The 21,518-nt window shown below is 38.0% G+C and carries 16 protein-coding genes; 3 read left to right on the top strand and 13 right to left on the bottom strand.

The annotated features are described in order from the left end of the window. Window positions 1-700: 700 nt before the first annotated feature. The 5 genes from NE668_RS06835 to NE668_RS06815 form a co-directional block, all read right to left on the bottom strand. Complete coding sequence (locus tag NE668_RS06835; RefSeq protein ID WP_227037301.1) at window positions 701-2,254, bottom strand: nitrite/sulfite reductase; 1,554 nt, start codon at window positions 2,252-2,254, stop codon at window positions 701-703. A gap of 280 nt (window positions 2,255-2,534) precedes the next feature. Then, on the bottom strand, window positions 2,535-3,920 hold the full coding sequence (locus NE668_RS06830; protein WP_227037300.1) for a cation:dicarboxylate symporter family transporter: 1,386 nt from the start codon (window positions 3,918-3,920) through the stop codon (window positions 2,535-2,537). A 176-nt stretch (window positions 3,921-4,096) separates the two neighbouring features. Continuing rightward, window positions 4,097-4,825 (bottom strand): LutC/YkgG family protein, encoded by a 729-nt coding sequence (locus NE668_RS06825; protein WP_004694884.1) that lies wholly within the window; start codon window positions 4,823-4,825, stop codon window positions 4,097-4,099. Further along, on the bottom strand, window positions 4,825-6,270 hold the full coding sequence (locus NE668_RS06820; RefSeq protein WP_004694882.1) for a LutB/LldF family L-lactate oxidation iron-sulfur protein: 1,446 nt from the start codon (window positions 6,268-6,270) through the stop codon (window positions 4,825-4,827). The genes NE668_RS06825 and NE668_RS06820 overlap by 1 nt, the downstream gene beginning before the upstream one ends. Before the next feature lie 12 nt (window positions 6,271-6,282). Beyond that, on the bottom strand, window positions 6,283-7,020 hold the full coding sequence (locus NE668_RS06815) for a (Fe-S)-binding protein (RefSeq protein WP_004694880.1): 738 nt from the start codon (window positions 7,018-7,020) through the stop codon (window positions 6,283-6,285). Between the two features lie 523 nt (window positions 7,021-7,543). On the opposite strand from NE668_RS06815, the gene NE668_RS06810 reads away from it, so the two are divergent. Together NE668_RS06810 and NE668_RS06805 are read left to right on the top strand one after the other, a co-directional pair. Next, window positions 7,544-9,259, top strand: coding sequence for an S-layer homology domain-containing protein (locus tag NE668_RS06810; RefSeq protein WP_227037299.1), 1,716 nt, complete (start codon window positions 7,544-7,546; stop codon window positions 9,257-9,259). Between the two features lie 183 nt (window positions 9,260-9,442). After that, complete coding sequence (locus NE668_RS06805) at window positions 9,443-10,813, top strand: S-layer homology domain-containing protein (RefSeq protein WP_227037298.1); 1,371 nt, start codon at window positions 9,443-9,445, stop codon at window positions 10,811-10,813. 92 nt (window positions 10,814-10,905) lie between these two features. Here NE668_RS06805 and NE668_RS06800 read toward each other — a convergent pair whose 3' ends face one another. Beyond that, window positions 10,906-11,751, bottom strand: a complete 846-nt coding sequence (locus tag NE668_RS06800) for a polysaccharide deacetylase family protein (protein ID WP_004698216.1) — start codon at window positions 11,749-11,751, stop codon at window positions 10,906-10,908. Window positions 11,752-11,762: 11 nt separating this feature from the next. After that, window positions 11,763-13,841, bottom strand: a complete 2,079-nt coding sequence (locus tag NE668_RS06795) for an OPT family oligopeptide transporter (protein WP_227037297.1) — start codon at window positions 13,839-13,841, stop codon at window positions 11,763-11,765. A 448-nt stretch (window positions 13,842-14,289) separates the two neighbouring features. On the opposite strand from NE668_RS06795, the gene NE668_RS06790 reads away from it, so the two are divergent. Next, the gene (locus NE668_RS06790; protein WP_077707746.1) at window positions 14,290-15,645 is read left to right on the top strand and encodes a class II fumarate hydratase; all 1,356 of its coding nucleotides are present in this window, start codon (window positions 14,290-14,292) and stop codon (window positions 15,643-15,645) included. A 193-nt stretch (window positions 15,646-15,838) separates the two neighbouring features. On the opposite strand, the gene NE668_RS06785 is transcribed toward NE668_RS06790, so the two are convergent. From NE668_RS06785 to mutY, 6 genes are all read right to left on the bottom strand, one after another. Beyond that, window positions 15,839-16,672: a hypothetical protein gene (locus NE668_RS06785; RefSeq protein WP_227037296.1), complete on the bottom strand. Its 834-nt coding sequence runs from the start codon at window positions 16,670-16,672 to the stop codon at window positions 15,839-15,841. Window positions 16,673-16,716: 44 nt separating this feature from the next. After that, window positions 16,717-16,968 (bottom strand): hypothetical protein, encoded by a 252-nt coding sequence (locus NE668_RS06780; RefSeq protein ID WP_227037295.1) that lies wholly within the window; start codon window positions 16,966-16,968, stop codon window positions 16,717-16,719. 88 nt (window positions 16,969-17,056) lie between these two features. Beyond that, window positions 17,057-17,302 carry a hypothetical protein gene (locus NE668_RS06775; RefSeq protein WP_227037294.1) on the bottom strand — a complete coding sequence of 82 codons (246 nt, stop codon included), beginning with the start codon at window positions 17,300-17,302 and terminating at the stop codon, window positions 17,057-17,059. A 66-nt stretch (window positions 17,303-17,368) separates the two neighbouring features. Beyond that, window positions 17,369-18,367, bottom strand: coding sequence for a DUF805 domain-containing protein (locus NE668_RS06770; RefSeq protein ID WP_227037293.1), 999 nt, complete (start codon window positions 18,365-18,367; stop codon window positions 17,369-17,371). A 690-nt stretch (window positions 18,368-19,057) separates the two neighbouring features. Then, entirely contained in the window at window positions 19,058-20,239 is a 1,182-nt protein-coding gene (locus NE668_RS06765) for a metallophosphoesterase (RefSeq protein WP_227037292.1), read from the bottom strand. A 16-nt stretch (window positions 20,240-20,255) separates the two neighbouring features. Next, entirely contained in the window at window positions 20,256-21,353 is a 1,098-nt protein-coding gene (gene mutY / locus NE668_RS06760) for an A/G-specific adenine glycosylase (RefSeq protein ID WP_008602214.1), read from the bottom strand. Window positions 21,354-21,518: the final 165 nt, after the last annotated feature.

The raw sequence follows: 21,518 nt of genomic DNA, 5'->3' as shown, positions 1-21,518 counted from the left end.
AATCAAGTCATATCTAGTTTTAAACAATTATTCTAATTGTAATGGAGCTAATCCCTGTTCCTATATTTGCCTTTTGGATGGGGCCCCGTTTCATTAATACAACTTGGTAAAAAAAGTAAGAATACGCTTGCTTGCTCCGTTCTTCGCAAAGTCGCTGCACAAGCGTATTCTTACTTTTTTATCACTGTATTTATAAAGATGCCCCATCCAAAAGCGTAAATAATCTAGCTAATACTTATATAGAGTCATTACAATTACACCTTGAAATAAATCATAGAAAACACTGTCATTTTACACATTATAATAAACATTATAGTAGTAGCGCCATGCCCACCGTATGGGAAGGACTAGCCAGAGGCTAATCTACTGGCTAGTCTTGATGCAAATTCAGTCAAAACTACTTAGCCACTCTCGCCTCTCCGTTCCTCTAATTATAAAAGCATATTGAGTAAATATCGAATGTAGCTTGTCATGGGGCCGCTCTGTATATTAGTAGGGTAAGTCGCTTTGCTATGGGACTAATTTACATCAGGTATTATAAAAATGAAACTGGGTACCTCTGCAGCGACTTTACGAAGGACGGAGCAAAGAGGTACCCAGTTTTATTTTTAATTAAGTTGTCGCAATGAAACGGGGCCCCATAGCAATCGACGTAGAAACTACTTATATGCTAGGGCCCCATCACAAGCGGAAACCACATTTACTCAAATGCTTTTATAAGCTCCATGTATTGCGCTTTGTGTGTCATTCTCCATGTCCCAAAGTCTGGTTCTGGAGATTCGTTTAGAATATTTGCCAAAGATTCCAAAAATTCTGGAATTTTTGTAGCTACAATATTGCCAGCCATTTTACCGAAGTTTTCAGAGCCCATGTGTTCTGAGCCACCGTCTACAAGGATAAATGCTACCATAGGTTTCTTATCTACTAATTTTACAGCACCATGGAAACCAATTTCGCCAATTTGGTGTGTACCACAGGAGTGTGGGCAACCAGATATATGTAAACGAGGTAGTTTTCTTGTATCTACGCCCTTTTTTTCAAGGTGTGCGAAGATATCTTTCAAAAGACCGTTAGAGTCTTGCATTCCAATCTGACATATAGTAGAACCAACGCAAGATACGGAACGGCGAAAATCATTTTCGGCACTATCATCAGTTAATTCCGCAATTTTGCGTGCTTCATCAGCTGTGAGATTGATGAAGAACAATGCTTGATCTGGCGCAATACGTGCTTCTACTTGGTCAAGTGTCACCGCATAGTCAAGGGCTGCCAGCAAGTGTTCTACGTTCGCATCGCCACCTGCCGGATGATATTCTACGTAATATAAACCTTCTTGTTTTTGACGGTGAATACGATAATTTTCCACAGAATCATCACGCTTACCAGTTTTTGTAATTTCATAAGCATAATCAGCTGGATTAATAGTTAGGTGTTCTACTTCTTTTACCATAGCTAGGGTTTCTTCATAGATCTTGATGAAAGCTTCCGCCCCACCCATTTCAGCAGGCATGTAACGGGTACGAGCCTTACCACGGTTTTTGAAATTACCATGGTTAGCAAAAACCATAAGCATAGCTTTCACATGGTACAAAACATCCTCAGGTGCTACATCATGTGCCACCGGAATACCAATGCGAGGATTAGGACCAATACCGCCACAAGCATACACATCAAAAGTATTGTGTTTTGTTAAGTTAAAACCTAGGTCCTTGAACGTAGAATGTGGGGTACTATCAAAACCATTATCTATACCCATTTTAAATTTGCGAGGGATCTTGATATAGAACATTTGCTCCATAAGAAATACACTAATAGCTGTTGCATATGGCGTAATATCTAAAGTTTCACGAGGATCAATGCCACGTAAAATACTAGCTACTACATTGGGATTATCACCACCAGCACCACGGTTGTAAATACCGTGGTCATAACATTCCTTATAGAGCTTTAATATTGTATCACCATCGAGGCCGTGCATTTGTAAGCATTGGCCAGTAGTGAAATGTACATGTTGTAGGTTATATTTACGAATGGAGTCCGCTAGAAACTGCATGTGCTCGCGCGTCATGCGGCCACCATTGAAACGCCAACGGCTCATACCAGTATTTGCACCGCGCTCAGCGTAACTACCATAGGCACCAGACTGCCCTTTATAATCTGCAATAGATAGTTCTTTCTTATAGAACTTATGTGTCATATCCTCAAACTTTGGATAATCTGCAATTAATCGATCTTTCAATTCTTGTGTAATCATACTATTACCCTCTTGGCTTATATTTATTAAGCATAATTCGTAACTTTATAACGCTTAGTATACCATATATGCATAAGTATGTTAGTAGCTAAGCTCACAATTTCAATATCGATTATTAATAATATAGTTTACAATCTGTAATAATTATCACTTTTAAAAAAACAAAAAGAGACTGTAACCAAATGTGGTTTTACCACATCCAGCTACAGCCCCTTTTATATAATAATTTATATAATTAAGTGTTGCTAGTTTTTATACTCAGTGTTGCTAGTTTTTATACTCAACCTTCATTAGGATTATTGTATGCGTCTTTATCGATAGTTCCCATGATTTTATCTACTACGAGAGCATTTGTTAAGGAACCAGATACGTTCAAGCATGTACGGCCCATGTCGATCAATGGATCGATAGCTAGAATTGGACTAATGGAGGTGAAGTACGCTCCAAGGCCTGTGCCACTAAGGGATACAGATGCCGCCATTGTAGCCGTACCTGGCACGCCTGCAATACCAACAGAACCAATAGCAATAACGATAACACTCATGATATACATAGTCATATCGAATGGAATATTCGCTACATTAGAAATGTAAACCACAACAAGTGCAGGGAATACACCGGCACAACCTTGCATGCCCGCAGTAGTACCGAAGGAAGCCACCGTATTAGCCGTTGTAGCATTTACGCCAAGACGTTTTGTCAAGGTCTCTACAGTTAATGGCAATACCCCCATCGAAGAACGAGAAGTAAACGCCAATAAGAGTGGTGCTTTCGCTTTCTTGAAGTATGTAATCGGATTGTAACCAAAGCTAGTAATCAAGATTGCTTGTACAACAAACATAATCAAAAGACCAACGTACAGTAATACTACGAACAAGCCCATATCGAGAATAGCTTGTACACCGCGTGTTGCCAATGTAGAAGCTAATAAGGCAACTACACCATATGGCATAAGGCCAATAATGAAATCAGCTACCCAGGAAATCAGTTGGTGAAGTTCATCAAATAGTTTTGTGAACACCTCCATAGAGTTTGTCCCTGTTTGTTTTAATAGACGAGCTACGCTACCCAAGATAATTGCAAATACAACAATGCCGATAACATTTGTTTCAGCAGCCGCTTGAATTGGATTGCTTGGAATTAGTGCTCGGAATGTATCAACCATAGGTTTGATTTCACGAATCTTCTTACCAGATTCAACAATATCAAAACCTTGACCTAAACCGAAGGCATTCCCCAAAATTAGACCGACTATAGCCGCAACGGCTACCATGCCGAGATTCGTAGAAATCATAGCAACTACTAACTTTTTGAGGTTAGCACCTGCCTCCATGTGCAAAATAACGTGAACAATAGAGATAAAAACGATAGGAATAACAAGCATGCGGATTAAGTCGATGAAACCGCCCCCTACGAGAGAGAACCACTTTGTACTTTCCTTGATATAAACCACTTTGGATGGATCATCAGGGAAGCCTGCAATAATTTGGACCGCTATACCAAGTACGGCACCAGCAATAGTACCAATAATAACGAGATTACCGAAGGATGTGCCCTTGCGTTGCAATACATAAATACCTATTAACACGAGCACGAACACCGCGATAATACCAATACTTAATGGATTGCTTAACATGAGGTAATCTGTAAAGAATGGAATATTCATAATACACCTCTTTAATTCATATCACAATAATAGGTTATGAACTTAGTATAGCATATATCGAAAAAAATACAAGTACAATATTTAATTTTTGATAACATTTAATGTATTCTGTAATATATGCACCAAAAAGGCGATTTTCTAAAAGAAAATCGCCTTTAGTAAATCTAGCTATTATATTATCTATTAACTAAGATATAAGTTACTTGGATAGGACCATGAGCACCATCTACAGTTACCAATTCGATATCCGCCGTACGGGACGGACCAGAAATCAAGCAGATATTTGTAGGGAACTTAGCTGGATCGTTATGATACCGTTCAGCCAAATGTTCCATTGTTTGTGTCATGCGAGGATTAATTGTGTCAGTATACAACACAGCAATATGTGTTGTAGGCAACAAACTAATCACACGGCCAGAATCCTCACCAGAAGCTTGTACTACAGTAGCAGTTTCCGCAATACCGCAGTATGGGAATGTAATACCAATATCAGCATTAGCAGTATTAGAAATACATTCTTCACGACCTTTAGCTGGATCCCATTGGAAGTATGTACGAGTGCCGCCATTATTGGCTGCATCTTGTTCAAACAATTCTTTTAATTTATATTCTTCTACTTCAGGAGAGCTTGGGAATACAATTTTACCGTTTCCCCAGTCGTCGATAGCTGCCAAAATTGTTTCACCTAGTTTGTCAGGTGTAGTTTCAACGAATTTTGTACCAACACGTTGACATTGTTCCTTAAACATTGTCAAAATTTGATCGCGATTCAAATCTTGGAACATAGTTTCTTGAGGACCATGGCTATAATCAAAGCCTTCTACAAAAGCAGGGCACATTTCTTGATCACGGCCTAATGCACGAGATAAACGTGCAATAAATTGATTACGTTTAGCTACATCCATTATTTTTTCTCCTTCTTCTTGTTCTTTTCATGTTCAGCATATAAATCACGGAATTTCTTGAATTTCAAGGAACCCAACTCTTTAGACTTAGTCCAACCGTTCATAACTGGAATAGCTTGAGTCCATTCAGGCATGTTACCTTCTTTATTACTAATTAAGTTCATGCCGATAGCACCAGCTTTTGTGCCAAGATCAAATAATGTTGCATTACCGAACATCTTAGCAGCTGCTGTGAAGATAGCTTCTTCTGCTTTTGGACGAGTCTTTTCAATATCAGCCATGATATGACGGTGCTCCATCAACAATTCATGCAATGGAATAGCTACTGGACAGTTTTCTGTACATGCACCGCATAATGTAGAAGCATATGGAAGATCTCCGGCTACATCGTAACCTTTGAATAATGGAGTCAATACAGCACCCATTGGACCTGGATATACAGAACCATATCCATGACCAGAAACATGACGGTATACAGGACAGATATTCATACATGCACCACAACGGATACAACGTAGCATTTCTTGGAATGTACCACCCAAGATGCCAGAACGGCCGTTATCAATAATGATGATATGAGTTTCTTCAGGACCATCAGCTTCACCAGGACGCGCAGGACCAGTCATCATGGAGAAGTAGTTAGAAATCTTAGAACCTACTGCAGAACGGTTCAACATTTCCATCATAACATCAAGAGCTTTAAAATCAGGAACAATACGTTCTGTACCTAAGAAGATCAATTGAGTCTTAGGAATAGAACTAGCCATACGACCGTTACCTTCGTTGGAAACGATTGTACATGTACCAGATTCAGCAACTGCAAAGTTACAGCCGTTAACACCTACATCAGCTTTTAAGAAGCGCTCACGTACATAACCGCGTACAAAGTGAGTCATTTCCGTAGGGTTTTCAGTTCCTGTATAACCTAATTTTTCAGCGAAAATTTCGCGGATTTTGTTACGTTCAAAGTGAAGACCTGGTACTACGATGTGAGATGGAGGACTTACTGCAGTTTGCAAAATAAATTCAGCCAAGTCAGTTTCGTTAACTTCAATACCAGCTTCTTCTAACACTTCGTTCAAACCAATTTCTTCAGTTAAGATAGTCTTGGATTTAACGATCATTTTTGCTTCGCGTTGGCGAAGGATATCTAATGCAATTTGAGTCGCTTCTTTGTCATCGAACGCAAAGTGAACTTTAGAACCAGCTTTTTCAGCATTGTCAGCAAATTGACTTACATAGTAATCCAAGTTGTTAAGTACGTGATCGCGAATTTTAGCCGCTTCAGCGCGGAAATCTAACCATTCAGGAACATCCGCAACTACTGTATTACGTTTATCATAAAACACGTCTTGTGCTTTTTTAATAGCTGCAACTTTGAAATCGTCAGCCAAACATTCTTTTATACGTGTTTTATAGGGGCGATTGTCATATATAAGTGCCATGTCGTCTCCTCCTTAACGGCAGTTTAAGATTTCAGCAATATGCATAACTTTGATACGGCGATCAATTTCGCCTTCTTTATGAAGACGATCAAGCATACCAGCGATGTTCATCAAGCACGCTTGGTCAGAACCGGAGATAACGTTGGCACCTGTGCCAGCAATTTCCAATGCTTTTTCGCGTGTCATAACTTCACTGATTTCAGGGTTTTTAACTGAGAAAGTACCGCCGAAACCACAGCAACGATCTGCACGTGGTAATTCAATCAAGTTGATATCTTTAACGTTTTTAAGGAGTTTGAAAGGAGGCTCTTTAATGCCCATCAAACGAGTTACGTGGCAAGATGTATGGTATGTTACGGATTCGTTGAAACGAGCCCCTACATCTTCAACACCTAATACGTCAGTAATAAATTGAGTGAATTCGTAAATTTTACCACTCAATTTTTCTGCGCGCGCCAACCACTCTGGTTGATCTTTTAAGAAATGATGATATTCATCGCGGATTGCAAAAGCGCAAGAACCGGACATGCTAACTACATATTCAGCGTTCTCAAAGCATTCGATTGTATTCTTAATTGCATCCATAGCTGCGTCATTGTAACCGGAGTTAGTAAACATTTGTCCACAGCATACTTGTTTCTTAGGTACTACAAGCTCACAACCTAATCTTTCAAGTACTTCTACACCAGCCATACCTACATGAGGGTAGAACATGTCAATCAAACACTGTTGGAAAAGATGAATTTTCATATTATCTTCCTCGTCTTTTCTAGTACTTAACCTAATAAAAAATTTTGATATGTATGTGTTATGGCAATTTTTAGTAGTGAATTTTTCGACTAAATTTCTGCCCTGAACATTACTTATGCTTTCAAATAAATATTCAAAAGCTCATCGCTATAATTATAAATTAATCATGTAGATATTGTCCAAAGAATTGCTATATTCGTATGTACCCTTTTATTTCTTATATCGTTATGACTTTTTGTAATAGCAAACATTGAATTTTATCACATCTATTATTTCATTTATCATTTTTTCTTGTAAAAGCCCCATGAAATCTAGATTTTGCGAATGTTTATCATTTTGCATTTTTAACTACTAGAAAATCAACTTTTATCTATATTTCATTCTATATTTATATAATCAAACTTAATTTTTCAAATTCATGTAAGTTTTATCCTTATATATTACATTTTCTTATAGTAGTGTATAAATTTAAAAAGTGTTATAATTTATTTTATATAAGTATAGTTTGAAAGGAGCCCTTTTCATGAAACTAAATAAATTATCTTTGTCTTTAGCAATTACATTGGCCCTTGGCTCTACATTCAGCATGGCTCACGCTGAAACAACTGCGACTCATATAAAATCCGAAGTATCTAATGTGGCTACTAGAGCTGAAGTTTCTGCTAAAGCGGATGAACACCGTGTTGATACATCTGTTAAAAACGATACTAAACGTATTGATACATCCGTCAAAAATGATGCTAAACATGGTAGCACAGTTGTAAAACGTGATGCAAAACATGCTGATGCATCTGCTAAAAACGCTGCTAAACGCACTGATACATCCGTAAAAAATGATGCTAAACGCGTTAACACTTCTGTAAAAAATGACGTTAAACGCATTGATACTTCTGTAAAAAATGATGTAAAAGAAGATGCTGTAAAGGTAGAAGGTAAAAAAGCTGTAAAAGCTAAAGAAAACTTACCTGCTGGTATATACCCTGACACAAAAGATAACTGGGCTCGCGATGCTATCCAAGCAATGACACAAGCCGGTTACCTTTCTGGTTATGCTGATAATACATTCAAACCTAGTGCACAAATTACTCGTGAGCAAGCAGCTGCTATTTATGGCAAAGTGCTACAACACAACTTAAACGAACAAGAATTAGCGGAGATTGCAACAAAAGAATCCTCTACCGCCTACTCTGACGTGGAAGCAGATCGTTGGTCTAGCTCTGCTATCAAATTAGTTAGTGCTGCAGGCGTAATGGAAGGCACATCTAAAACAGCTTTCACACCTAGCAAAACTATGGACCGCGAACAATTCGTTGCATCCGCCGCTAGCCTAGCTAAAAAATTAAATCTTTCTACACCTGTAAAAGTAGAAAAAGTAACATTTAAAGACGAAGCTAGCATCTCCTCTGCTTACTTGGCAGATATCCAATACATGGCTCAACGTGGCATCGTAGCATCTGGGGCAACAGAAAACTTTAACCCTAAACAACCTGTAACAAGAGCACAAGCGGCAACAATCTTGAACCGCATGCTTAATGGTGCTGGCCTTGCAACACCGAAACACAGTACAACTGAAGCTAAAGCTGAAACAACTGTAAAAGAAGATGCCAAAAAAGCTGATACAGCATTAGAGAAAGATACATCTAAAGTAAGTAAAGACGCTAAAAAAGATGTAGCTAAAGCTGATAAAGCTGTAAAATCTGATGCAAAAAAAGTTGACAAAGACGTAAAAGGCAATAAAGATGCTGCAGTAGCTGAAAAAGCTGAACCTACTCACACAGTTCGCCCTGTTCGTCGTAGCACACTAAAAGCACTTGATCAAAAACAACAAGCTGCATTAGAAGACAAAGTATTTTCTGAATTAAATAAAACTTACAAAACAGAAGATGCATTCCAAAATTATGGCGTAATGTACTGGCGTGACAACCAATTACACGTAGCTTTAAAAACAGACAGCGATATTTCCACAGTAAAAGCTAACCTTGCAAACCGTGGTGATTCCACTGTAAATAACTATGTTGTAGTTGAATCTTCCCAGTACAGCCAAGCTGAATACGATGCAATTGATACAAACTTCCGCAACTACTACAACAAAAATGAAAAAGCAGGTACAATTCTAGCTACATTCCCTGATGTAGAAAATAACCAACTTTACGCAGTTGTATCTACAGCATCTAAAGAAACACAACAAGGGATCTCTAAATTATTCGGTTCCAAAGTAAAAATGACAGTAAAACGCTAATCGGCGTTACACTTAACCAGCCAAGGCAGCGTATACTCAATAGTACTACGCTGCTTTGTTGTATATCACAATGCATGGCAACTAATTGACTATGATGCGACGGATATAGCTTTTTATGCTGGTGAAAGTTTATATTCTACGGCTATCAAGCGCTAGCCTTTACCATGATTAGGAAGGATTTTTATGTACAAGAATACCCCTCACGCATTACGTGCCCTCGTACTCGGCACATTATTGACTACAACAGGCCTTGGTTTTGCTTCTGCAAACACAACCACTACAACTCATGCTCCTGCAATCACTGTTGAAACCACTAAAATGGAAACAACTAAAGCACCAATGGCTAAAACAGATGCTACGAAGATGGAGACTACTAAAACAGAAGCGGCTAACGTTAAATCTACTAATACTGCCTTACCTGCAATTGTAAACACCTCTATCGGTACGCCGCAAGATATTCAAAAAATCCGCGCCCACATCTTTACAGATGTGCCTAGTGATTTTTGGGCAGCTAACTCGATTAGCACTGTAACAAAAGCAAACCTAATGAAGGGGTATTCCGATGGTACATTCCGACCTAACCAACCTATGACACGTGAAGAAGTAGCAGCGCTCTTCAACAATATTACGGATGATGGTACAGCCGCCTTCTTATCAAGTAAATTTAAAGATATTACATCTGACCGTTGGTCTGCTCTTGCTATTGAATCTGTAGCTCGCAAGAATATCATCAGCGGATATGGTGATGACACATATAAACCAGAAAAATATATGTCCCGCCAAGAGTTTGCGGTAGTAGCAGATAACTATATCCATTACTTAGGATATACCACTGAAGACCCAACAGTTCTTGATAATATATCCTATGGAGACCAAAAATTCGTGGCTCCTTGGGCACAAGATGCCGTTCGCGAGCTTGCCTATCTTGGGTTCACAAACTACGCTCCAGGTACATTGTTTAACCCTGAAAAATATGTAACTCGTGCAGAAGCCGCGGAAATTGCGTACCGCATGACACAAACAGAACAAGCACTTGCCTTCCACAACACATTGTTCAAGCAACAAGTAGAAAATAAAACAGCTAATATCATCGACAAAGCATTAGGTTATGGCAATGATTTCACCAAATTCCGTCAAGACGGGGCCCTCTTCTGGGAGGCAGGCCAATTACATGCATCTTTAACGGATCAAAAGAAAACTGACCTCGTCTCCAAAGCAATTACAGAAGCTCATGATCCACAGCTAGATAGAACTGTAGTCGTATCAAAAGGTAAATTAAATCAGGCCCAACTAGAGGAGTATCAATCCGATGCCATTGCCCTTTACCAACAAAAAGAACCTCAAGGAAAGATTCTTTCCATTTCCCCAAATACTGATACGAGTGCCCTTCTCATTACCGTTGATTCTATTCAAAAATCGACATTGAAAGCATTTAAAAAGAAATTCCATGATAATGTATTCTTACAATTACCACCAGAACCGCTTACAAAGTCAGACGGAAATATTCAATTCCCATTACCACCGCGCGTAAACTATTATAACGACAAACAATAACATAGAAAAAAAGAACCGCCCCCTTTGGAGCGGTTCTTTTCACAATTAAACAGCTGTTACTATACACACATAATCGAATTTACACAGTTCGATTATTTTTTTGTTACATCATTTTCGCGGTCACGCAAGATACCAACTGGTACATATACCGTACCTGCGCTATGGATTGAATCTACGTCTTGTTGCAAGATCATTACAACGGAATAATCATCTGTTGTGTAGAATTCAGTAGGCATTTTATCGATATTTACATCGCCACCTAATTTATCTTTCACATCTTGATTATTATTAATCGCATTCACCAATTCTTTTTTATTAAGACCACCAAGATCGTACAAGGACAATTGTCGACCTGTTGTGGTGTTAAATGTGAAGCCTTTTACATAGTTTACACCATTGGCATCATGATCACGCATTGTATATGTATGAATCAATACGCTGAAAATACCGTTTTTATCTGTTTTAACATCATAGTACATAACTACATTTGTTTTATCAGATTCTTTAGCATTTAACTTTTCTACATCATTTTGTATTTTAGAAACATACTTTTTGATGGTCGTATTGATTGCTTTTTCTACCGCAGGGCTAACAGATTTAACCTCTGGGAATACTAAATCCAAATGATCTGTAGTAGATTCCACAGGTGATACAGCAACCTCTTTACGATCCATATAACGGTCCGCATTTGGAGCTACCACTTCAACTGCATTACGATCTACTTTAGACGCTTTAGAGCGCAACGCACGATTCTGCTCAGGTGTAGCAGTACTAGAAATACGATATGTTAAATCATTACGATTTACACGTTTCGCATTTGTTTGATTTGCTTGTACATTTACAGTATCTTGTGTTACAGGTATTACTTCGCTTGCTGCGAAGGAGACTACTGGCAATGCAGCAGCCATAATGATGAGTACAGACTGTTTTAATTTCATTGTTTAACCTCTTATTGTTCTTGCTCAGCTTTCATAGCAAGAGCTTCTTCTTTATTGAACTTGTGTGTAACAACACGGCGAACAAGATAGAGACCAGCGAATATGAATGCAAGCAATCCTAACCATTGTGCTGTGCTTTCAAATTCAGGACCTACTAATTCAAGTGGAGCTTCCCCACCACCAGTTGTAACAGACAATACAATAATAACAGCTATGATTACACCAATCAAGCTTTCACCAACGATCAGACCAGAAGCAAAGAGAACACCGCGGCGATTGGATTGCTCTACATCGTAGTCAGCAAGCTCACCGGCACGCATTTTAGCACGAGCTACAAGATAACGACCTACGAAGTAGCTGATGAAAGAACCAATAATAAGTGGTACTTCTAAAGTAGGTGGTAAATAAATACCCATACCAACAGCCAACGGAGGCAATGTTAAGGTAGCAGTTGTGCTCTTGAGAATCAAGTTGACGATAATAGCCACAACACCAACGCCAACACCGATTAAGATATAATCCCAATCCATGCTAGAGTTGAAGATACCTTGCGCAATGGTAGTCATCAAAGTCGCTTGAGGAGCAGATAATGCAGCGTTTGGATCCATTTCAGCACGTGGTAACGCACCTGTGAAACCGTATGCTTGGTAAAGCAAGTTAAGAACTGGAGCAATTGCAATGGCACCGGCTACAGAACCAAGTAACAAGGCAATTTGTTGACGCCAAGGTGTAGCACCAACGAGTTGGCCAGTCTTCAAATCTTGTAAATTATCATTAGAAATAGATGCAATCGCAATAACTACGGATGTCATAAAGATAGCCATAGCGGTAGCGAACTGAACACCTTCTTGTGTAGCAAATAAATTATTTTCCGCTGCGATAAAGTATACAACCAAGGAAGAAATAATAGTCGCTAAAATACCGATACCAGAAATTGGAGAAGCAGATGTACCGATAAGGCCTGCCATATAGCCACATGCTGCAGCTACGAAGAAGCCAATCAATAAAGCTACTACGATACCTACTACAACGAGTGTCCACATTAAACCTGCACTAATAGGTACGACAGATACGAAATCCCAGAATGTAAATACTAATCCAATAAGAATAAGTATGAATACACCTAAAACGGATTTTGTACTCATATCTGTATCCATACGATGCAATTCACGTTCAGCGGAACTGCTATTCATAGATTTTACAGAAATCTTCATGCCTTCGATGATAGGTTTGATTAAGGTAATCAAAGTCCAAATCGCAGCAATACCGATAGCACCAGCACCGATAAAACGAACTTTAGATTTCCAAACAGCCATTGCAAACTTGGCAGTAGCACCGCCATCTGGAGTAAACATATTAGTGAAGTAAGGTACGAAGCCAGCCCACGCGATGAGTACACCAACGAGGATAGCGATACCAGAGGCGATACCAATAAGATAACCAGCACCTAACAACGCTGTAGAGAAGCCCAAAGGAATTTGAGTAATCCCTTTGCTACCTACAGGAATCCAGAAGCTCATGCTATCGCCAAGCACTTTGAAACCATTTGCACAAAGGCTAATAAGGCCAGCTACAAAGCCACCGGACACAATGTCTGTCATACCGGAGCTAGATTGAGGGCCTTGTTCACCATTGTGAGAGCCAACCTTCAAAATTTCTGCTGCTGCACGACCTTCAGGATATGGTAGATCGCTATTCACTACCATGGCACGACGCAATGGAATGGTGAATAATACACCTAGAGAGCCACCACAGGCACAGAGCAAGAATGTTTGCCAGAATGGAAAGCCATTCCAATACCCAAGCATGAGTAAACCTGGCAAAATAAAGATAATGGCGGACAATGTACCAGCCGCAGAAGCCTGCGTTTGTACCATGTTATTTTCAAGAACATTAGAATCCTTGAAGAACCGTAAAATTGCCATTGAAATAATAGCTGCCGGAATGGATGACGAGAACGTCAAACCTACCTTCAAACCGAGATATACGTTAGATGCTGTAAAAATAACAGTAATCAATGCACCAAGTAGCATCCCACGTAACGTCAGTTCCGGCAGATGAAGGTCATGGCTCGTAAAGTCATGTTTCATAAGTACTTACCTCCTCTGTGAAATCATAAACTTAAAACAATATACTAAGCTACTTCCATTTTATCGTGTTAAAGCGATGATTTCAATATATATGCGATATTTATAATGTATACATATTTTCTCCAACCCTTGAGCTATGGGAAAGGCAATAGCCCAAAAGCCTCCAAAGCCACCCACCCCGCTTCGCGGGGCCGCTAAGTCGTTTTTGGGCTATCGCCTTCTCCCTCTCAGATCAGCATTATATAAAACATATATACAAATTAAATATAAATCATCACATATATATTGTAGGGAGGAGATAGGTGTATATGCGCATTATGCATATACACCCATCAATTATATGAAAATAGAAATCATTCTCTTTTATTCTGTACAAATATACAGGATTTTATATAATTAAAGTACCGACAGTAGGGTCGGCATGTCTTTTAAGGAGGTTGTAAACATTATGGAAACAAGAATTGAATATGATTCAATGGGACCAGTCGAAGTCGACGCTAGACGAATTTACGGACCTCAAACGCAACGCTCGTTCAATAATTTTAAAATCGGTGACCACCGCATCCCTATTGAACAAATCAAGGCGCTTGCGCTTGTAAAAAAAGCATGTGCTTTAACCAATGCAAAGTGTGGCGCAGTAACTGAGGAAAAAGCGAAACTCATCGCTCAAGTAGTAGATGAGATCGTGGACGGAAAATGGGATGATGAATTTCCGTTAACCGTATTCCAAACAGGTTCCGGCACACAAACTAACATGAATGTGAACGAGGTAATCGCTCACCGAGCTAAACAGTTAGATGAATCCAATCCGCTTCATCCTAACGACGATGTAAACCGCGGTCAAAGTACAAACGATACATTCCCTACGGCAATGCATATCTGTGCATACTTTGAAATTACAAAACGCGTAATTCCTGCATTGGACGGCCTTATCGGATCCTTTGAAAAATTGCAAAAAAAAGGAAAAGGATTGCAAAAAGTTGGTCGTACCCACCTACAAGATGCTACTTTCATCATGGTAGACCAAGAAATTAGCGCCTTTGTGGACGGCCTAAAAACTGCCAAAACTATGCTCCTTCAAAATGCTGACCACCTTCTCGACGTAGCACTTGGTGGTACTGCGGTCGGTACAGGTGTGAACACACCTAAGGGCTATCTAGACGTTATGGAAACTGTATTGCCAGAGGTTACAGGCGCTCCATTCCGTGTTAAGAATAACAAATTCCAAGGACTTGCTCTCAAAGATGCATTTATGATGGCTCACGGTGCACTTAACACATTAGCGACTACCCTATTCAAAATCGCTAACGATGTGCGCTTCTTAGGCTCTGGCCCTCGCTGTGGCTACGGCGAATGGCATCTTCCTGAAAACGAACCGGGCTCCTCCATCATGCCAGGCAAGGTAAATCCTACTCAATGTGAAGCTTTGACCATGGTATGCGCCCAAGTATTCGGCCACAATACAACTATGACGCTCTGTGCAGGTAGCGGTGCGTTCCAATTGAACGTATACATGCCTATCATGATCTATGACTTTGTTGAAAGCTGTCGCCTCCTCGCAGATGCGATGAATTCCTTCACAACACACTGTATCGACGGCGTAGAATTTGTACCTGAAAAACTCAACTTCTTCGTAGAACAATCCCTCATGATTGCTACATCCTTAACACCATATATTGGCTACGACAAGAGCGCTAAGGTGGTAAAAGAAGCGTACAAACGCGGTTGCTCTATTAAAGAAATCATCTTGGAAGAAAAACTCATGACCGAAGACGAATTTGCTGAAGCAGTTCGCATGAAATAAAATCTCTCTCATCTCTATGAAATATCTGTAACATCCTCTCATACCTCAAATGAACGGAATATAAAAGGGACTGTAAACGAAATACTACTTTAAAGCATTCGTTTACAGTCCTTCTTTTAGTTAGGCAATTATTCTAAACGTAGAGTTACAAAATATCTAAATCAAATCTCACCTTTAATAAGTCGTATAAAGCTTATAATAAAATTACATAACTAGGCGTCTTGTCAAATGGAATTACATATTCTGAAAGACTTGTTAATTCGTCCAAATCATTACGACTTATAACATATAGATGAAGTCCATCATCTTTTTCAACTATATCAGCTCTCCCACCATACCATGGTCTTTTATATGATAATATCTTGCTTTTTATATCTCCATTGAGATTAAAAATCTGTAATTGATTCTCTGCAACAGCTAAACCATATTTATCAGTCACAGATATGTCAAAATACGGAACAGAAATAGGGTTTTGAATCTGAATCTTTTTTAGATTATCTAATATCGTAATATTATTTGTATCCAAGCATACTAATTTTCCATTATGAAGAAAGGACTCTTTTATTTCACTTTCATAAACAAAATATGCAAATTTTTCATCATAGTCTGCTATTTCATCTATAATACGAACAGAATAATCAATCAATGACAAAGATACTACCCCTTTATTGGTACGCATTAAAATTATGTCATCACTAAATTTATATAATTGATAAAAATAGAATTCCTTAATATTATTAGGAATAGGTATTATCTTAACAAAATGTGCATCGATATCTACAAAGCATAAAGACGACTCTAACTTAAATACAATTCTATTTCTCACCACATCTGTGTAAATTGCTTCAATAAGTAATAATTGTTCGCCTATATAAATTCTATTAACTTCTCTCCACTCCAGGTCCAATACAATTAAACCATTAAGTTTATCATTTATAATCATATAATTTGCACATCGCAAAGCAAAAATTATAACATTTTCTAAACTTGGACTTTTTATCTGCTTAATAGATTCTAATTCTATCATCTACATTCCTTCTATAGTTTCATTAGATTATAATTCAGACCCTTTTACATTAAAAGCAATCCACACTCGCTCTGCTCTATAATATCTTTTAAACTCCTCCCATTTATTAATGGATTTTCTAATAATGGTAAAAAATCATTACATTCTGCTAAAAGATCCTCATCTTTCCAGAGTTGCCATAACGTCCTATAAGTAACAACCCCATATGTGGAATCATTATAATATATTTCTAACTCTCTGTTACATTTCAAGCCTTCAAAAACTTCATCATATAAAGAAGCACCCGAATCACTCATTGATGTTTACTCCTTCCTAATTTTTCTAGTCAAACATACTTAGCCTTAAGATGCTGCCAATTACCTTATAAACACTGATATTAAAGGTTTAAAAAATGTACAAAGATTTTTCATCATATAACTCATTAGCAAAAATATCACTAATTGTGTGATCTTCTAAGCAAGGTATCATTAAAAAAATGTCTAAATCTGGCTCTTTAATGACACATTCATCATTAATCCAAAACTCCCAAATAACACTATTTGGAGTTATAAAACACTCTAATCCTTTATATCTAAACTCAACCTCTTCGTTCATGTCTAGATAACATCTTATCTCTTCTAGTTTATTCATTTTTTCTCACTAATTCAGCTTTTTCATACCCCCTGCTACTAGATTCTCATAGCAGGAGAATATCAGTTATAAAGGATAATAAAAGATTGAGTTACTTTCCTGATCATATAATGCAGATGTTTTATTATATAGTAAATACAGCACATATATATTAACTAAAGGTACAAATAAGCAAATAAGCCAAAAAATACTACTATTGGTATCCATCAAGCGTCTACATATCATAGTAATTACAGTATATGTAAGATAAATGTATAAAGTATATCTTAGAATGGATGGCTCAATAGTATAAGTTACAACAAAATTATACATAATAAAAGCTAAAAACACATTAAACATATGCCACTGACGAACAGTACTGCGTCCATAAAACCATAAACTATCTATTAAAATGCTTTTATAGATATCAACCCAAAAAGGATATGTATCCTGACGACTATAATACAACTTTAAAGTCTTGATCTGCCCATCGGTTAAATCATTTCTATTGCCCCAACACACATCAATAACTTTATTATCAAAAATAATCCCATTAGTTTCAATAGTATTATGAGCAGACCACAATTTATCGATTCCAAATGCCCAAAATAGTATCAGCCCCATCAGAAAAGGAAAGAACATCTCAGGTGTATCTACGCTCCATAGTACCTCATTCCCCAATATATAGTCAGTAGTGCCTCTAAAGCTAAAATTAGAACTAGAAATAGTAATACTTTTACCCAAAAGTAAAACCATTACTAAAGAAATCATTATAATGACATTAAGCCAATTAAGAGAAGCCTTTTTATAATAATTCAACCGCATGTAATTTGTAATAAAAACAAAAAGAATATAAAGAGTATGCCCTACATAAAATAACATATTATAGTATTCTTGATTATATATTCTATCAAAAGGAAGAGAAAGCATGAAAATATTTGCTTCTATGCCCAAGAAAACTAAAATATTTATTGAAAGATAAGTTTGCACATTCATCGTAAATGTTTTAAGATTTCTTACATATTGAATTAACGCTACTACTTCAATTTTAAACTTACTAAATTCATCAACTAAAAACTGTTTCATACTTTTAATTATCATATAGATACCAATAATGGTGAAAGTTTTTAGCAGTATTTTATATAATCCAATATAAAACAATCACCGAAAAAAGATAGATTTCAGAACTAATGGTAAATGAATGCACACAAATGCTACCCTCTTTTACGTCTTAAATAGTTATAAATATAGTTCCATACCACATAAAACAAAAGTATTATAACATATGCGATAATAAAGAAATAAAAATCTACTTCATCTTCAATCAACTCTGGATTTGTGACAAGACTATATGGAATACATATAAGTAAAAAAAGTACTAAGACTCGCACAAAATAATTATAAAGTTTTAAAAACATATGCTTACTCCTAACATAAAACCTATATATTCACAAGGTTTATAGTCATTAATATAATCAAGAATATGATGAGAATAGCCTGTTTTGTATTTAACAGTTCATAGGTCTCGTTAAATGTATCATCCTTAAACGCCTGTATTAGCAGTATTTCTTGTTTACTGAGTTCCAGATATAAGTCTAAATGGCATCCAATTGCCACTAGTATTGCTATTTTGAGATATCTCTTATATATATCCGCTGTCATATCGTAGATTAGAGAGATATCAAATAGCATAAGCACAATAATACATATAAGGATTTTATAAATAAAGGATTTACTATACATTAATGTATACCTATAGTGAGTTTGTCTTTCAAACTAAGCTACTCCATCAAAGAATGTAATAACCGTAATTTCTCGTGGACAGTTGATACGGATTGGGAACCAGTGTCCTGTGCCATTATTAACGTAGCACACGCTTTGTTCTTGTACATAGCGACCTTTTGTATATGGTGTGCCCGTTGGTACTAATGGCATGCCCATGAATACGATTTGACCTCCGTGTGTATGACCAGATAGAGTCAATGGAATTTTACGTTCAATAGATTCTTCGAAGAATTCAGGGTGATGGGCCAATAGGATAACAAAGGCATAGTCTGGAATACCAGATAAAGCCTTATCAATCATAGCTTCACGCTTTTCTTTTTCTCGATCATTATCGTATGCAACACCTGCAATATATACAGGTTGTTTACCACCCATGATTTGAATATTACTATTCACGAGAATATTCATAGGTGTATTTCGTTTAAGTGAATCCAGTACCTTATTTACATCGTGATGATACTCGTGATTTCCCATGATAAAGTCAACACCATCTGGGATTTGTTTTGCAAAGGTTGTCAGTCTTTCACAGACTTGCGGCAACCATGCAAGCTTATCAATAAGGTCGCCAGTGATAACAACGCGATTAGGTTTTTGTAAAAGTGCAAGTTTCAGGATTTCATCAAAGTCATCTAAGTCGATACTCGGTCCTATATGAATATCACTAAGTTGTACAATTTTATAGTTTTTCAAACCAGGTGGTAGGTTCGTGTAACCAAAGCTTTCATGAGTTACCACTAGCTCTTGTTGACCCGCAAAGGCAGCATAGCTAGAGCCACCGATAGTAGCCAACGGCACTATAGTTGCAGCAGTTCTAAAGAAGGCGCGACGCCCCGTTCTATTTTCCTCTGGTGTTTTGCCCCAAATCTTATTGATTGTCCAATATAATAGACTAAGTATGATAAATACAGGAATCGCTAGGAATACGCCAAAGAGGAATCCGTAGCTTTCGGTACGGAACATATTCATCAAAGGATAGTACATCGTACCATATAAATCCACTTGATTGAGTATATAGTATCGGATAGCAGCAAACCACGCACCGATAATGATTATATAGCCCACCCAGGCAGGCCATTTCTTTTTGGGCTTCCACAAGTTGAGGAATAGAGCCCAAAATCCTACCAACCCTATTACGAGGATGGCAGAAAAAGTAATATTAAATAGAATTCTCATTCATTACTCCTACAAATTATTTTGCGATTTCCGTCAATTTACCATGAGGACCCGCCCAAGCATAGTCGGAGAACTCATCGCGCTTGATGAGCATCCAGTCCTTTGGCAATTGCTGTTGGATATCTGCAATCGATATATTATTCGCATTCCCTGTGTACGTTAAATCACCGCGGAATGCTTTCATAAACCATTTTCGGTGAGAGAAAATATGTGTTATTTCTTTCACAAGTACTGGTTGCAAAGATAACTCAAAGCCAAGGGGCTTAACTAATTCCTCAAGGCCTCGTTCTCCTTCGTCAAAGGCCGATACCATTTCTACAGATGGAAACTCCCACATGGATCGTAAAAGCCCACGATTTGGCCGTTTATGCAACAAATAATAGCCTTTATAATTCAAGATGCCCACGAATAAAGGCACCTCTACTACCTTTGTTTTCTTGATGCGCACAGGCAGTTTATCTGTATCCTCATGTTGATAGGCAGCGCACATATTTACAATAGGACATTCCCCACAACGTGGAGTTTTTGGAATGCACACAGCAGAGCCAAAGTCCATCAAGGCTTGGTTAAAATCCCCAGGTCGATCATGAGGCAAGGTCTCCTCCACGATGGCCGTAATAGCCTTTTTCCCTTTAGTGCTTAAAATATCGTCAAAAATGCGATATAAACGAGCATAGATGCGCAATACATTGCCATCTACAGCCGCTTCTGGTTCGTTGTACGCCATAGATAGTACGGCCCCAGCCGTATAAGAACCTACGCCCTTTAGGGACTCCATGGTCTTACGATCGTGAGGCACGATACCACCGTAATTTTCAACAACATCCTTTACACCGAGCCGTAAATTACGAGCACGACTGTAATAGCCAAGCCCTTGCCATGCGTGAACCACCTCATCTTCGGAGGCCTTTGACAAATCCTCCAAAGTTGGGAATAGACGCATCCAGTTGTCATAATAGGGCTTCATAGCCTCAATGCGCGTCTGCTGGCTCATCACCTCGGAAACCCAAATCTTATAAGGGTCCCCACAATCGCGCCACGGCAACTCCCGTTTATGCACATCATACCACGCCAATAGCTGTGGCACCCACTTTGGGTTCTTTTTATCAGTCATATTACCTCAAAATAGTATAAATTATGGAGCATATTACCACTCTCATGGTCATATAGCCCCTTTTTACATTTTAAAATCCACCAAACCATCATCTTGATGTTAGTAAATTTATGTTAATAATTAAATAGGTATACACTAAAATTCGTCGGCATAGTATAAAGAATA

The organism is Veillonella parvula (genome assembly GCF_024461875.1).
Taxonomy (GTDB): domain Bacteria; phylum Bacillota; class Negativicutes; order Veillonellales; family Veillonellaceae; genus Veillonella; species Veillonella parvula_I.
Note: the sequence above shows the minus strand (reverse complement) of the source record. Positions and strands in the feature narration are given on the sequence as shown.

Coding starts and splice junctions, on each gene's coding strand:
- NE668_RS06825 (WP_004694884.1), bottom strand. CDS start 4,825: ATGGATGTAGCTAAACGTAATCAATTTATTGCACGTTTATCTCGTGCA.
- NE668_RS06810 (WP_227037299.1), top strand. CDS start 7,544: ATGAAACTAAATAAATTATCTTTGTCTTTAGCAATTACATTGGCCCTT.
- NE668_RS06820 (WP_004694882.1), bottom strand. CDS start 6,270: ATGGCACTTATATATGACAATCGCCCCTATAAAACACGTATAAAAGAA.
- NE668_RS06800 (WP_004698216.1), bottom strand. CDS start 11,751: ATGAAATTAAAACAGTCTGTACTCATCATTATGGCTGCTGCATTGCCA.
- NE668_RS06780 (WP_227037295.1), bottom strand. CDS start 16,968: ATGAGTGATTCGGGTGCTTCTTTATATGATGAAGTTTTTGAAGGCTTG.
- NE668_RS06785 (WP_227037296.1), bottom strand. CDS start 16,672: ATGATAGAATTAGAATCTATTAAGCAGATAAAAAGTCCAAGTTTAGAA.
- NE668_RS06790 (WP_077707746.1), top strand. CDS start 14,290: ATGGAAACAAGAATTGAATATGATTCAATGGGACCAGTCGAAGTCGAC.
- NE668_RS06795 (WP_227037297.1), bottom strand. CDS start 13,841: ATGAAACATGACTTTACGAGCCATGACCTTCATCTGCCGGAACTGACG.
- NE668_RS06835 (WP_227037301.1), bottom strand. CDS start 2,254: ATGATTACACAAGAATTGAAAGATCGATTAATTGCAGATTATCCAAAG.
- NE668_RS06830 (WP_227037300.1), bottom strand. CDS start 3,920: ATGAATATTCCATTCTTTACAGATTACCTCATGTTAAGCAATCCATTA.
- mutY (WP_008602214.1), bottom strand. CDS start 21,353: ATGACTGATAAAAAGAACCCAAAGTGGGTGCCACAGCTATTGGCGTGG.
- NE668_RS06805 (WP_227037298.1), top strand. CDS start 9,443: ATGTACAAGAATACCCCTCACGCATTACGTGCCCTCGTACTCGGCACA.
- NE668_RS06775 (WP_227037294.1), bottom strand. CDS start 17,302: ATGAATAAACTAGAAGAGATAAGATGTTATCTAGACATGAACGAAGAG.
- NE668_RS06765 (WP_227037292.1), bottom strand. CDS start 20,239: ATGAGAATTCTATTTAATATTACTTTTTCTGCCATCCTCGTAATAGGG.
- NE668_RS06815 (WP_004694880.1), bottom strand. CDS start 7,020: ATGAAAATTCATCTTTTCCAACAGTGTTTGATTGACATGTTCTACCCT.
- NE668_RS06770 (WP_227037293.1), bottom strand. CDS start 18,367: ATGAAACAGTTTTTAGTTGATGAATTTAGTAAGTTTAAAATTGAAGTA.